The organism is Pseudocitrobacter sp. RIT415 (assembly GCF_003057695.2).
Taxonomy (GTDB): Bacteria; Pseudomonadota; Gammaproteobacteria; order Enterobacterales; family Enterobacteriaceae; genus Pseudocitrobacter; species Pseudocitrobacter faecalis.
Genome location: NZ_QBJC02000006.1, coordinates 84,188 through 97,267, shown reverse-complemented (window position 1 = coordinate 97,267; position 13,080 = coordinate 84,188). Strand labels below are relative to the sequence as shown.

13 protein-coding genes are annotated in these 13,080 nt (G+C 54.9%); 4 read left to right on the top strand and 9 right to left on the bottom strand.

What is annotated here, in order from left to right; all coding sequences use genetic code 11:
• Positions 1 to 52: 52 nt before the first annotated feature.
• On the bottom strand, positions 53 to 193 hold the full coding sequence (gene yjjY, locus DBY68_RS08420) for a protein YjjY (RefSeq protein WP_001622273.1): 141 nt from the start codon (positions 191 to 193) through the stop codon (positions 53 to 55).
• Between the two features lie 95 nt (positions 194 to 288).
• On the opposite strand from yjjY, the gene arcA reads away from it, so the two are divergent.
• The gene (arcA, locus tag DBY68_RS08415; protein ID WP_015966004.1) at positions 289 to 1,005 is read left to right on the top strand and encodes a two-component system response regulator ArcA; all 717 of its coding nucleotides are present in this window, start codon (positions 289 to 291) and stop codon (positions 1,003 to 1,005) included.
• A gap of 89 nt (positions 1,006 to 1,094) precedes the next feature.
• Here arcA and creD read toward each other — a convergent pair whose 3' ends face one another.
• The 4 genes from creD to creA are packed head-to-tail and all read right to left on the bottom strand — an operon-like array spanning position 1,095 to position 5,101.
• Entirely contained in the window at positions 1,095 to 2,444 is a 1,350-nt protein-coding gene (creD, locus tag DBY68_RS08410; RefSeq protein WP_108475470.1) for a cell envelope integrity protein CreD, read from the bottom strand.
• 57 nt (positions 2,445 to 2,501) lie between these two features.
• The gene (creC, locus tag DBY68_RS08405) at positions 2,502 to 3,926 is read right to left on the bottom strand and encodes a two-component system sensor histidine kinase CreC (RefSeq protein ID WP_108475469.1); all 1,425 of its coding nucleotides are present in this window, start codon (positions 3,924 to 3,926) and stop codon (positions 2,502 to 2,504) included.
• Positions 3,926 to 4,615, bottom strand: a complete 690-nt coding sequence (gene creB / locus DBY68_RS08400) for a two-component system response regulator CreB (protein ID WP_108475468.1) — start codon at positions 4,613 to 4,615, stop codon at positions 3,926 to 3,928. Before creB ends, creC begins: the two co-directional genes overlap by 1 nt.
• Positions 4,616 to 4,627: 12 nt before the next feature.
• Positions 4,628 to 5,101, bottom strand: a complete 474-nt coding sequence (creA, locus tag DBY68_RS08395; protein ID WP_015966008.1) for a protein CreA — start codon at positions 5,099 to 5,101, stop codon at positions 4,628 to 4,630.
• 212 nt (positions 5,102 to 5,313) lie between these two features.
• On the opposite strand from creA, the gene robA reads away from it, so the two are divergent.
• Entirely contained in the window at positions 5,314 to 6,183 is an 870-nt protein-coding gene (robA, locus tag DBY68_RS08390) for an MDR efflux pump AcrAB transcriptional activator RobA (RefSeq protein ID WP_108475467.1), read from the top strand.
• Here robA and gpmB read toward each other — a convergent pair.
• Positions 6,180 to 6,827, bottom strand: coding sequence for a 2,3-diphosphoglycerate-dependent phosphoglycerate mutase GpmB (gene gpmB, locus DBY68_RS08385; RefSeq protein ID WP_108475466.1), 648 nt, complete (start codon positions 6,825 to 6,827; stop codon positions 6,180 to 6,182). The two genes, robA and gpmB, sit on opposite strands and share 4 nt — an antisense overlap.
• Positions 6,828 to 6,879: 52 nt before the next feature.
• Here gpmB and yjjX point away from each other — a divergent pair, with 52 nt between their 5' ends.
• Positions 6,880 to 7,404, top strand: coding sequence for an inosine/xanthosine triphosphatase (yjjX, locus tag DBY68_RS08380; RefSeq protein WP_108475465.1), 525 nt, complete (start codon positions 6,880 to 6,882; stop codon positions 7,402 to 7,404).
• Between the two features lie 47 nt (positions 7,405 to 7,451).
• Here the strand turns inward: yjjX and trpR are convergent, their stop codons facing one another.
• Both trpR and sltY read right to left on the bottom strand, forming a co-directional pair.
• Positions 7,452 to 7,787 carry a trp operon repressor gene (gene trpR / locus DBY68_RS08375; RefSeq protein ID WP_108475464.1) on the bottom strand — a complete coding sequence of 112 codons (336 nt, stop codon included), beginning with the start codon at positions 7,785 to 7,787 and terminating at the stop codon, positions 7,452 to 7,454.
• Between the two features lie 87 nt (positions 7,788 to 7,874).
• Positions 7,875 to 9,812 carry a murein transglycosylase gene (gene sltY, locus DBY68_RS08370; RefSeq protein ID WP_108475463.1) on the bottom strand — a complete coding sequence of 646 codons (1,938 nt, stop codon included), beginning with the start codon at positions 9,810 to 9,812 and terminating at the stop codon, positions 7,875 to 7,877.
• A 210-nt stretch (positions 9,813 to 10,022) separates the two neighbouring features.
• Here sltY and ettA point away from each other — a divergent pair, with 210 nt between their 5' ends.
• A complete protein-coding gene (gene ettA, locus DBY68_RS08360) occupies positions 10,023 to 11,690 on the top strand; it encodes an energy-dependent translational throttle protein EttA (protein WP_108475462.1) in 1,668 nt (555 codons plus the stop codon).
• 39 nt (positions 11,691 to 11,729) lie between these two features.
• Here the strand turns inward: ettA and nadR are convergent, their stop codons facing one another.
• The gene (gene nadR / locus DBY68_RS08355; protein WP_108475582.1) at positions 11,730 to 12,962 is read right to left on the bottom strand and encodes a multifunctional transcriptional regulator/nicotinamide-nucleotide adenylyltransferase/ribosylnicotinamide kinase NadR; all 1,233 of its coding nucleotides are present in this window, start codon (positions 12,960 to 12,962) and stop codon (positions 11,730 to 11,732) included.
• Between the last annotated feature and the right edge of the window lie 118 nt (positions 12,963 to 13,080).

Genomic DNA, 13,080 nt, shown 5'->3' with positions numbered 1-13,080 from the left:
ATATATGTCAACGAAGCGTAGGTTTATTGGCTGTCTGGCCCCTCTTAGCCTGTTATGTTGCTGTTAAAATGGTTAGGATGACAACCGTTTTTGACACTGTCGGGTCCAGAGGGAAAGTACCCACGACCAAGCTAATGATGTTGTTGACGTTGATGGAAAGTGCATCAAGAACGCAATTACGTACTTTAGTCATGTTACGCCGGTGATGTTAATTTACGACATGCATCAGGCAGGTCAGGGACTTTTGTACTTCCTGTTTCGATTTAGTTGGCAATTTAGGTAGCAAACATGCAGACCCCGCACATTCTTATCGTTGAAGACGAGTTGGTAACACGCAACACGTTAAAAAGTATTTTCGAAGCAGAAGGCTACGATGTTTTCGAAGCGACCGATGGCGCGGAAATGCATCAGATCCTCTCTGAAAATGATATCAACCTGGTGATCATGGATATCAACCTGCCAGGGAAAAACGGCCTTCTGCTGGCACGCGAACTGCGCGAGCAAGCAAACGTAGCGCTGATGTTCCTGACCGGGCGCGACAATGAAGTCGACAAAATCCTCGGCCTGGAAATCGGTGCTGACGATTACATCACTAAACCGTTCAACCCGCGTGAACTGACCATCCGTGCACGTAACCTGCTTTCTCGTACCATGAACCTGGGTACCGTTAGCGAGGAACGTCGCAGCGTGGAAAGCTACAAGTTCAACGGTTGGGAACTGGACATCAACAGCCGTTCTCTGGTGAGCCCTAACGGCGAGCAGTATAAGCTGCCGCGTAGCGAATTCCGCGCGATGCTGCACTTCTGCGAAAACCCTGGCAAAATTCAGTCTCGTGCTGAACTGCTGAAGAAAATGACCGGTCGCGAGCTGAAGCCGCATGACCGTACCGTTGACGTGACCATTCGTCGTATTCGTAAGCATTTCGAATCTACGCCGGACACGCCGGAAATCATTGCCACCATTCATGGTGAAGGTTACCGCTTCTGCGGCGAACTGCAGGAATAATTAAAAACGGCGCGTTAAGCGCCGTTTTCGTTTTTGTGGGTTATCCAGAAGCAGCCTGGTGATGCTTCGCTTACCGGGCCTGCAAAGGCTTATTTCCAGATTCGCAGCTCATCACTCTCCCGCAGCCCTGCCGCTTTTGGCGACCCCAGCGCGTACCAGTCCAGATTGCGCGTCAGGAACATCACGCCGCACAATGCCATCAGCAGTACGCCCGTTCCCAGCAGCAACGAAATTTCCTCTGAACGCAACAGCGCCCACATCACACCATCAAGAACCAGCAACGCCAGCGTAAATAACAGGCTGCTACGCCAGCTTTTCAACACCGCCTGCAAATAGACACCGTTCATTAACGCACCAACCAGGCTCGCGGCTACCCATGCCGTGGTAAAGCCGATGTGCTCCGACAACGCCAGCAGCAAAAAGTAGAACATCACCAGCGACAGTCCTACCAGCAGATACTGTATTGGATGCATGCGCCGCCCGGTAAGCATTTCAAAGACGAAGAAGGCCGTAAAGGTCAGGGCAATCAGCAAAAGCGCATATTTGGTGGCACGATCGGTCAGTTGATAGTGATCGGCGGGCGTTGCGACGGCAACGTTAAACGAAGGGAGATCCGGTGAGGCAAATTTGTCGGCATCGGCGAACTGCTCCCCCAGATTATTGGCAAACCAGCTGCTTTGCCAACGCGCCTGAAAACCGGTGGGGCTGACTTCCCGTTTCACGGGCAGGAAATCGCCGATAAAGTTCGGATGCGGCCAGTTGCTATTAAGCACCAGTTCGCTGTTCCGCCCAAGAGGAACGACAGAAAAATTGCCCGTGCCACTCAGAACCAGCGAGAAGTCGAGGTTAAATTTCTTCGGTGTGAACGGGAAATCCGGCAACTTAACATGCAGCCCCTGCGGCTCCCCGGCAATTCCGGTGCCGGGCTCAACCTGCAACGGCGTTCCGTCCAGGCCTGGTGCATTCACCACGCCAATGCCACGCGTATCACCTACAGCCATCACCATAAACGGTTTCCCTAATGTAATATTGGCGTGATTGAGACTCTCCAGCCGCGAAGTATCAAACTCGGCCTTAATGTTGACGTCCGTTTTCCACACCTGCCCTTCATATATGCCCACTTTACGCGGTTCGACGTTCTGATTGCCCTCAACCATTAACGACTCCGGCAGCCAGAAATGAATAAACGTGCGCTTTTGTGAGACTTCGTGGTTATTTTCCAGCGTGGTATACATTTCCGTCACCGGAATCGCGATCAGCGGCCCGACCAACTTCTGCGGGCCGCTGGTGCTCCGGCTAATCGCCTCTTCCACTTCGCCACGGTAATCGGCACGCTCAACAATCAATCCCCTGATAACCATCAGCGGGATTAACAGCAACAGCATCGTGCCAATGAGGGTAACAATTTTTACAACCAGCGGTGATTTTGATTTCGACATAACCTTCTCCTTTGCTATGGCAGCAGAGTAAGTGGGCTATGTGCGGTGAATTTGAAGTTATGTGAAGTGCCGGTGAAGTGTGAGCGTAGCTTCCACACCGCCCTGCTCGCGGTTATGTAATCGGGCGTCGCCGTGATGCAGGCGCGCGACTTCGCTGACAAATGCCAGCCCCAGGCCGCTGCTTTTGTGACCACTGGCGCGCGGCAGCGAATAAAAACGCTCGAAGATGCGCGACAGAGCAAAATCAGGAATACCGCTGCCACTGTCGATAACGCTCAGCACCACGCTATCGCCCTGCGCATCGACGCTAAGGGTGATACTCCCCTGCTCCGGCGTAAAATCGATAGCGTTATCCAGCAGATTGCCCATCGCCTGCATCAGCAGGGCTTCATCCGCCGCCACGCTCAGGGTAGTCGGTTCGACATGCAGCGCAATTTGTTTCGCCGCCAACGTGACGCTACGTGATTCCTGTAGCTGGTTGAATAACGTCGCTACAGACACCGGCATGAGCGTAATCTCCTGGCGATTCTCCAGCCGAGCCTGGCGCAACAACGTTTCCACCAGCACCTGCATGCGTGCATTCTGCTGAAGAATATTGTCTGTAAAGCGCGCCACAACCTCCGGCGGCGGCCCTTCGCGTAAGATCTCCGCCGCACCGCGAATCGCCGCCAACGGGCTTTTAAGCTCGTGCGTGAGGGCATAAACGTACTGCTCGATATAATTTTTGCCTTCCAGCTTCAGGCGCATACTTTCCAGCGCCTGTGCCAGCTTACGCAGCTCACTGCTGCCCAGTTCCGGTAACGGAACCGGTTGTTCATGCGTGACCGAGTCGGCATAGTGCACCAGCTTACCGATAGAGCGGTTGATCCACAGAATCACGCCGCCGCCAATCAGCAGCGCAATGCCCAGCAGCGCGCCTGCCGCCCACAGCATGCGACGCTCGCTACGCTTAATCACCGGCGCGATGGCGGCGTTAGGTTTGCCAACGCTGAGTACGCCGATGATCTTACCCTTATCAACAATCGGCGCGGCGACGTACATCACCGTACTTTCAGGATCGCGGGGATCCTGCGCAGTGCTGCGCGCGCCGTATTCCCCACGCAGCGTGAGCCAAACGTCATTCCAGCGAGAGTAGTCCTGCCCGACGGCAATGTTGGCCGAGTCAAAGACCACTCGCCCTTGCGCATCGGTCATGTAGACGTGATACTCATTGCGAACTTTATGGATACCGCTGATATTGGCGCGGAACGGCTGCGTGCTCAGTTGACGAAAAGCCTGCGCCAGTTTGCCCTGCGCCGGGTTACCCGCCAGCATGTCGTCACGCGCCAGCGCCGCCAGCAGCGTGGCGGTGTCAATCAGCGTCCCTTCCGTTGCGCGCCTCACGCCGGGTTTGATCTCCTGCACGAAGATCGACAACACAAACCAGCCCGCCACCGCCACAATCAAAAAGTAGCCCAGCAGTACGCGCATGCCGATGCGCATCAGGCTTTCACCAGACTGTAGCCGAGACCACGATGGGTATTGATAGGCTGCCGTGATGGGTCAATCACGCGCAGTTTAGCGCGCAGGGTTTTGATATGCGTATCCACGGTGCGATCGAAGCTTTCCGCCGCATCGCCCCAGACGATATCCATCAGTTGCTGGCGCGAATACACGCGCCCCGGCGACAGAATCAGCGTCTTCAGCAGCAGAAACTCATAGCGCGTAAGCATTAACGGCTGGCCGCACCAGCTCACCTGCGCGGCGGGTTCATCGAGCAGGAAATCTCCGACACGCACCTGCGCAGGCGGTGCAGAAAACTTTTGCAGACGACGCAGGATCGTGCGCACGCGGGCGCAGACTTCACGCGGCGAAAACGGCTTGGCCACGTAGTCATCCGCGCCGATTTCCAGCCCCAGCAGTTTGTCCACTTCATCGCTGCGGGCAGTAAGAAACAGCACCGGCAACGCCGCGTGTCGCGCCAGCAACTGGCGGCACAATTCAAAACCGCTGATATCCGGCAGGCCAACATCAAGAATAGCCAGATCAGGCAAGGAGTGCCGCGCCTCTTCCAGCGCAGGCAGGCCGCGCTCAAACGCCCTGACGATAAATCCCTCCTGCTGGAGCATGTAGATAAGCGTATCCGCGATGCTTATCTCATCTTCCACCAGCCATATCAGCGGTTGTTGCATACACGTTCCTTGTTATTTGCCCCACGGCATAATCGGCACCGCGCTAATGGCATTTTTTGGCGAACCATCGACCACTTTATCGGAATAAGTGAGATACACCAGCGCATTACGCTTGCTGTCGTAGAAACGGACAACCTGCAGCTTTTTAAAGACTAAAGAAGTCCGTTTCTGGAATACCACTTCACCCTGCGATTTCCCGTTTTTGATCTTATCGGAGAGTTCGATCGGGCCCACCTGCTGGCAGGAAATCGCGGCATCAGAGGTATCTTCCGCCAGCCCCAATCCCCCCTTAATGCCCCCGGTTTTTGCCCGACTGATGTAGCAGGTGACGTTGGTGATATCGGGATCGTCAAAGGCTTCAACCACGATTTTGTGGTCCGGGCCAAACATTTTGAAAACGGTATCGACCGAGCCAATTTGTTCCGCATGTGCGCTAAAACCGCAGACACTCAGTACCAGGCCCGCCACTAACTTCTTGTATTTCATATTGTTACCATTCCTGACGATTCGATTGAGTGATTATTCAACATTTCAGATATAACGTATTGAAAGATCACACCTTTACAAATAATACGCCGCAACCCAATGTAAAAGCGCATGAATGCACAAAAAAAACACTGAATGCTAAAACATCAAAAAATGCTATTATCCGCTACCTTAGTATCAGGCACCTATAATTTTAAGGACGAGGACATTATATGGATCAGGCTGGGATTATTCGCGATCTCCTTGTATGGCTTGAAGGTCATCTGGATCAACCCCTGTCGCTTGATAATGTTGCGGCAAAAGCGGGCTATTCCAAGTGGCATTTGCAGCGGATGTTCAAAGATGTCACCGGTCATGCCATTGGCGCTTACATCCGTGCGCGGCGTCTGTCGAAATCTGCTGTCGCGCTACGCCTGACCGCTCGCCCTATTTTAGACATTGCGCTGCAGTATCGCTTCGATTCGCAGCAAACCTTTACCCGCGCGTTTAAAAAACAGTTTGCCCTGACGCCCGCACTTTATCGCCGCTCGCCGGACTGGAGCTCTTTCGGCATGCGTCCACCGCTGCGCCTGGGGGAATTCACCATGCCGCCGTATGAGTTTGTGACGCTGCCAGCCACTCCGCTGGTTGGGGTGACGCAAAGCTATACCTGCAAACTGGAAGAGATTTCCGAGTTCCGTCAGCAAATGCGCGTGCAGTTCTGGCAGGAGTTTCTGGGCAATTCGCCGTCGATCCCGCCAACGCTTTACGGCCTGCATGAGCCGCGTCCGAGCCTGGAAAAAGACGATGAGCAGGAAGTGTTTTACACCACGGCGGTTACGCCAGATATGGCTAACGGCCACCTGAACAATTCGCATCCGGTGACGCTGGAAGGCGGCGAGTATGTGATGTTCACGTATGAAGGTTTGGGAACCGGGCTACAGGAATTTATCCTTACGCTTTATGGCACCTGCATGCCCATGCTCAACCTGACGCGTCGTAAGGGGCTGGATATTGAGCGCTTCTTCCCGCAGGATGAAGCGCGGGACCAGGAGCCGCCAATTCAGTTGCGCTGCGAATACCTGATCCCAATTCGTCGTTAACGCTGCAGTTCGTCTAACGCAGGGGCGTCCAGATGTGAGACGTCGCCTGCGGTTTCCACCACCCATCCCGACGCCAGCCAGGCGCTCTGCTGATGGTCAATACGCGAAATCGAGCAGTTACGCAGGCGCAAACGGCGCTCCGCATACGCGGGCAGGCCGAGAATGGTGCTCACCAGACAACCCAGTGCGATACCGTGGCTGACCAGCAGCGGGCGGCTTCCCGGCGGCAGTTCCAGACAGCTTTGCAGCGCGCTGTGCATACGCTCGCTCAGCTCCTGCATCGACTCTCCTTCCGGGATACGGCCATTCGGCGTACCGTTGACCAGTTGACGACGCCACGCCTCTTCTTCCGCCGTTAACGTGTCGATATGGCGCTGTTCCAGCACGCCCATATTCAGCTCACGCAGACGCGGGTCAGCGATCACTTCGCATCCGCAGGCATCGGCGATGATCTCCGCAGTACGACGGGTACGCCCCAGATCGCTGGTGATGATATGGGTGATCCCCAGAGAGCGAACGCGATCGCCCACTTGCTTTGCCTGATCCTCACCTTTCTGGGTGAGCGGACTATCAGACTGGCCCTGAATACGCCGTTCGGCGTTCCACTGCGTTTCGCCATGGCGAACAAGGTATACCTGTAACATGTCTTTCTTCCGTATACTGCGGTGATGTTAAATCTTATGAGTTGTTCTGATTATGCACAATGTTGTCACAGCTACCACCAATCCTGCCAAAATTCAGGCAATTCTTGCTGCATTTGAGCTGATCTACGGTGAAGGATCCTGCCATATTGACGCTATCTCCGTCGACACTGGCGTGCCTGAACAGCCGATTGGCAGTGAAGAAACGCGTGCTGGCGCACGAAATCGCGTCGAGAATGCGCGCGCCCTGCGTCCGAACGCGGATTTTTGGGTGGCGATTGAAGCGGGTATTGATGAAGGCAGTACCTTCAGTTGGGTGGTCATTGAAAATACAGAGCTTCGCGGTGAAGCGCGTTCCGCCACCTTACCCCTGCCGGAAGTGATTCTGGAAAAAGTACGTGAAGGGGAAGAACTCGGCCCGGTGATGTCGCACTACACCGGGATCGATAAAATTGGCCGCAAAGAAGGCGCTATCGGCGTGTTCACCAAAGGTACCCTGACGCGCAGCAGCGTTTATCATCAGGCGGTGGTGTTAGCGTTAAGCCCGTTCCATAACGCGATTTACGGGCAACGCACGTAAGTTTGCCCGAGGATACGGATCAAGTAGGCCTGATAAGCGCAGCGCCATCAGGCGTTGTTCACCGTTTTCGGCAACGTCTGCTCCAGCCATTGACGCAGTTCGGCCGGAGCGGATTTCAGGCTGTTCGAACCGCGAGTGATGGTGGCGATGCCCGCGCCTAACTCCGACTTCAGCTCACGCTGGCTCATCTCACCGCGCAGCAGTTCTTCAATAATACGCACGCGCGTGCCCAGCGCTTCGCGCTCGTCCGGCGTCATGATCAGGTCGAGTAAAGGCAGTGCGTGCTCATCGGTATAGGCCAGACGAAGCAGTTCAACAAAGCGAAGCCACTCCTGATGCCGCTGTTCCGCGACGGAGGCTGAATAAGGTGATTGTTGGGTCATAGTATGCCGCCATGTTATGGCGGATGGCACAGGGCCATCCGCTGTATGTACTCTTCAACGAGTACAGCATAACATAGTCACTGCGGATCAGTAACGACGTTGCCACTCGCTGTCGCTAAAGATCGCCTCTTTTTCACCCATAAAGTGACGATAGTACGCGTCATAAGCCAGCACGTTCTTCACATAACCGCGCGTTTCCGAGAACGGAATGCTCTCAACAAACGCAACCGGATCGATTCGCCCGGCGCTGTTGCCAAGCCAGGTGCGCACGCGCCCCGGGCCAGCGTTGTACGCAGCGGAAGAGAAGATGCGGTTGTTACCAAACTGCTGGTAAACGTATTGCAGATAGCTGGTACCGATATTGATGTTGGTTTCCGGATCCAGCAGCTGATTCTGGTTGCTGTAGCCCGGGATATTAAACATCTGCACCGTGTGCGTCGCCGTACCCGGCATGATTTGCATCAGGCCGCTCGCCCCTACCGGCGATTTCACTTTCGGGTTCCAGGCGCTTTCCTGGCGTGCAATCGCCATCGCATAGCTTTGCGGAATGTCTTTACCGGCGGTGTAACGCACAAAGAGATCGTTATAGGCTGGCGGGAAGCGCTCTTGCAAATTATCCCACAGCTTGCCCGCGATGGTCGCCTGCACGCTGAGATCCCACCAGCGCTGATCAAACGCGTAGCGCGCCAGCTGGGCCTGCTCGTTCTTCGTGCGGCTGCTGACCAGGTTCGCCCACTCGCTGCGCGCGGTGTTATCCATATCCCAGTACATCAGTTCACGCACGCGCGCCATTTCCGGGCCGTTCACCAGCAACGGCGAAACCGTGCCCTGTGGGCCTTCAATGCGCAGGGTATAATCCTCACCCAGACGCTGTGCCGCCACCATCGGGTAGAAACCACGCTGAGTCATTAAGGATTTTAAGATCTCTTTCGCTTCGTCATCGCGCCCGCGCTCCATCAACAGGTCGGCCTGCCAGTAACGCCACTCGTCTTTCTCTTTGGCATCCATCGGCAGACGCGCCAGCCACGTATTCAGCCCACGGCGATCGCCCGTACCCAGCGCCATACGCACCCGACGCTCAATCAGCGACGTTGACTGGGAACGCATAATGGCGTCGTCGCGCCATTTTTCCTGCTCGGAGGTAACGTCAGTGCCCATCAAACGCCAGGCGACGATATCACGCAGTTCCTGGGTTTGATCGTCATTAAGCTGCTGAGCCTGCACCAGCGATGGGATCATCAGTCGCGCGTTTTCCGCATCCTGACGCGCAACGCTGGTAAACGCCACCGCCGCCACCGAGCGGGTAAAATCGGTTGCGCCCGTGGTGCGCGCGAAGGTCAGCACGTTGTTGGGATTGTTCGCAAGGTCGGTCACCGCCTGCGAAATGGTTTGATAATCTGCCGGCATCTGCGAGGCCAGCGCTTTGACCAACGAGGTATTACCCGCGTTCATCGCCAGTCGAATACGTTCGAGATACGCGAGCGGATCCTGCGTGCCGGACGAACGCCAGGCGCTGAACAGTTTGTCGCAGGCGTTGGGCTGGCTTTTACCCGTCAGCCAGAGCGCTTTCGCACCGTCCCAGGCCTGCTGGGTTTCGCCAACATTATATTTGGCGTAGTAATAGTTACACTGCGCTTCGGTGGTGCCGGGTTTATCCGGGCTGAAGGCCAGCAGGCCGCGCCAGTCTTCGCGTCGCGCCAGTTCATTCACAAAGCGGTTTTTGAGCGTACGCGCAGGCGGCAGCGTCGGGTTATCACGCACAAAATTGGTGACGGTAACGGCGGGTGTGTTCATCAAATCGCCGGCGATCTGGCGATATTCCAGGTAAGGATAAAGCGGGTATTCCCGCAACGTTGGCATCAACTGGCCCACGACGTCCATCTGTCGGTTATCCCAGGCCTGCTTAATCTGCGAATAGCGACTGCGCTGTTCGTCCAGTGAATCCGCGTGAGCCAGGTTGTTAAGTGACAACAGGCAAACACTGGCCGCTAACACGCGCCACGCCATCGGTTTGGCTTTTTTCACACGATCTTCCTCTAATCAATCACATATTGCAGCTTCATGCCGCGTATAAGATATCTATTTCATGCTAACCACACATGAGGCAACGCGCCACGTTCTGGACACATTTTTACGCTTTTATCGCGTTTACCGCCTCGCTGGGATTAACGAACGAAAAAGGCTACACTTCGGCTTTGTATACTTACCATCAAAATAAAAGAGGCGAAGTCCAACGTGGCTCAATTCGTTTATACCATGCATCGTGTCGGCAAAGTGGTTCCGCCGAAACGTCATATTCTGAAAAACATCTCACTGAGCTTCTTCCCTGGCGCAAAAATCGGTGTCCTGGGCCTGAATGGCGCCGGTAAATCGACCCTGCTGCGCATCATGGCGGGTATCGATACCGATATCGAAGGTGAAGCTCGCCCGCAGCCAGGCCTGAAGATTGGTTACCTGCCGCAGGAACCTCAGTTAAACCCGGAACATACCGTTCGTGAATCCGTTGAAGAAGCGGTTGCTGAAGTGGTTAATGCGCTGAAAGGCCTGGACGAAGTCTACGCCAAATATGCCGAACCGGATGCCGACTTCGATAAGCTCGCCGCTCAGCAGGGCAAGTTTGAAGAAATCATTCAGGCGCACGATGGCCATAACCTGAACGTCCAACTGGAACGCGCCGCTGATGCGCTGCGTCTGCCGGACTGGGATGCCAAAATCGCCAACCTGTCCGGTGGTGAACGTCGCCGCGTCGCGCTGTGCCGTCTGCTGCTGGAAAAACCAGACATGCTGCTGCTCGACGAACCGACTAACCACCTGGATGCCGAATCCGTCGCGTGGCTGGAACGCTTCCTGCACGACTTCGAAGGCACCGTTGTGGCGATTACCCACGACCGTTACTTCCTCGATAACGTTGCCGGTTGGATTCTGGAACTTGACCGCGGCGAAGGTATTCCATGGGAAGGTAACTACTCCTCCTGGCTGGAGCAGAAAGATCAGCGTCTGGCGCAGGAAGCCTCTCAGGAAGCGGCGCGTCGTAAGTCTATCGAGAAAGAGCTGGAGTGGGTACGTCAGGGCGCGAAAGGCCGTCAGTCTAAAGGCAAAGCGCGTCTGGCCCGTTTCGAAGAGCTTAACAACGTTGAGTACCAGAAACGTAACGAAACCAACGAACTGTTTATTCCGCCAGGCGCACGTCTGGGGGATAAAGTGGTGGAAGTCAGCAATCTGCGTAAATCCTACGGCGATCGCGTACTGATTGACGACCTGACCTTCTCCGTACCGAAAGGCGCGATTGTCGGTATCATCGGCCCGAACGGCGCGGGTAAATCCACCCTGTTCCGTATGATGTCAGGCCAGGAACAACCTGACAGCGGTACGATCACTCTTGGTGATACCGTCAAACTGGCGTCGGTAGATCAGTTCCGTGACGCAATGGATAACAGCAAAACCGTGTGGGAAGAAGTTTCCGGCGGGCTGGATATCATGAAGATCGGCAACACCGAGATGCCAAGCCGCGCGTACGTTGGTCGTTTTAACTTTAAAGGCGTTGACCAGGGGAAACGTGTGGGCGAGCTGTCCGGCGGTGAGCGCGGTCGTCTGCACCTGGCAAAACTGTTGCAGGTAGGCGGCAACGTCCTGCTGCTCGATGAACCGACCAACGACCTGGATATCGAAACCCTGCGCGCGCTGGAAAACGCCCTGCTGGAATTCCCGGGCTGCGCGATGGTTATCTCGCACGACCGTTGGTTCCTTGACCGTATCGCGACGCACATTCTGGATTACCAGGATGAGGGTAAAGTGGAATTCTTCGAAGGTAACTTTACCGAATACGAAGAGTATAAGAAACGCACGCTGGGCGCTGATGCGCTGGAGCCGAAGCGTATCAAGTACAAACGTATTGCGAAGTAAATCATCCATGCCGGGCTTATGCCCGGCATTCTTTTAAGCTTATCCCGCTTCACCCATCAGTTGCTTCACCAACTCCACGCAGCGCAGGAAGCGTGCATCGTAGTCTGCCTCTTCCACATGCACGAACTCAATGTTGTTCTCTTTGAGCATCGATACCAGCAGCGACTGAAACTCTTTGCGATCAACAGAGCTGCCGAGGCTGCGCAATCCATCGTTGATCCACGGCGTGTTGTTCTCCAGCAAGATGACGAGGTCGAAACGGTATTCGTCGATCATCGCCTGCACAAAGGGGTGCTCACGGCCTTCATATTTTTTGCAGAACGCCTGGGTGCTGACAAAATCGGTATCGATAAACGTCACTTTATTGGCGTATTTCACTGCAAAATCAATGTACTGTGCATGACCGAGCGCAATTTTGTCGTAATCGGAATATTGCAGCGCCATCTCATCACCGCCCAGATGCGAGAAGACATAATCTCGGCCATACTCCCAGGCGCTGGAGGTATTAAAGATGTTGGCGAGCTTGTTTACCAGCGTTGATTTACCGCTCGATTCGCCGCCAAGAATCGCCACCGTGCGCACAAAGAACGGCTTCACTTCGGTCGGGATGTATTCCCAGTAGCGGAACGGGTTCTCACGAATCTGCCCGCCGCTGATGTTCATGAAGGTTCGCTTCGGATCGACAAGCACGGTTTTGATGCCGAGATGTTCAATGTACTGCGGCGCGTCCAGCTCTTCGGAGGTGTAGATAACGTCCGGTTGAATGCCCTTCTCTTCCATAAAGGCTTTCATGCCGCGGCTCCAGACATCCCAGCCGTGCGGGTATGGTTCCATGCCTTCTTCATTGAAGGCGTGGATGCGAATATTTTTCTGGTATTTAAAGGTTTGCAGCAACCAGCGCAGGCGATCCGGGACGGTAGGCTGTTGCGACATCGCGCTTTGCTCAAACAACGTGCGGTCGCGCACATCATCGTAACCCATGATGATATGGAGCTCGTCCACCTGGCTACAGGCGCGCTGAATCAGGTAAATGTGGCCGGTATGCAGTGGGTAAAACTTGCCGAAGACCACGCCAACGGTCTTTTGCAGACGCGGAAATTCCAGGCCTAAAAAGCGATGCAATGCTTCGAGTTTCTGCGCGCTTGGGCTTTTGATTTTGGCGTTCAATAACTGACTAAGATAGCCCTTGGTCATGCCGCTGGCGTCAGCTACTTGCTGTAGCGTGCAACCTTTCTGACGGATCGCGGTTTTAAGATAGTCAAACGATGACACAAGAGCCTCCTGCTGATGGGTATAAACGATGGTAAAACAATTGTATGCCGCATCCGGCATCATTGCTGAACTGCGCCTGATGCGCTGCGCTTATCAGGCCTACGAATTTGGCAACGGC

Coding starts and splice junctions, on each gene's coding strand:
- creA (WP_015966008.1), bottom strand. CDS start 5,101: ATGAAATACAAGAAGTTAGTGGCGGGCCTGGTACTGAGTGTCTGCGGT.
- yjjX (WP_108475465.1), top strand. CDS start 6,880: ATGCACAATGTTGTCACAGCTACCACCAATCCTGCCAAAATTCAGGCA.
- creB (WP_108475468.1), bottom strand. CDS start 4,615: ATGCAACAACCGCTGATATGGCTGGTGGAAGATGAGATAAGCATCGCG.
- yjjY (WP_001622273.1), bottom strand. CDS start 193: ATGACTAAAGTACGTAATTGCGTTCTTGATGCACTTTCCATCAACGTC.
- creD (WP_108475470.1), bottom strand. CDS start 2,444: ATGTCGAAATCAAAATCACCGCTGGTTGTAAAAATTGTTACCCTCATT.
- robA (WP_108475467.1), top strand. CDS start 5,314: ATGGATCAGGCTGGGATTATTCGCGATCTCCTTGTATGGCTTGAAGGT.
- creC (WP_108475469.1), bottom strand. CDS start 3,926: ATGCGCATCGGCATGCGCGTACTGCTGGGCTACTTTTTGATTGTGGCG.
- gpmB (WP_108475466.1), bottom strand. CDS start 6,827: ATGTTACAGGTATACCTTGTTCGCCATGGCGAAACGCAGTGGAACGCC.
- arcA (WP_015966004.1), top strand. CDS start 289: ATGCAGACCCCGCACATTCTTATCGTTGAAGACGAGTTGGTAACACGC.
- trpR (WP_108475464.1), bottom strand. CDS start 7,787: ATGACCCAACAATCACCTTATTCAGCCTCCGTCGCGGAACAGCGGCAT.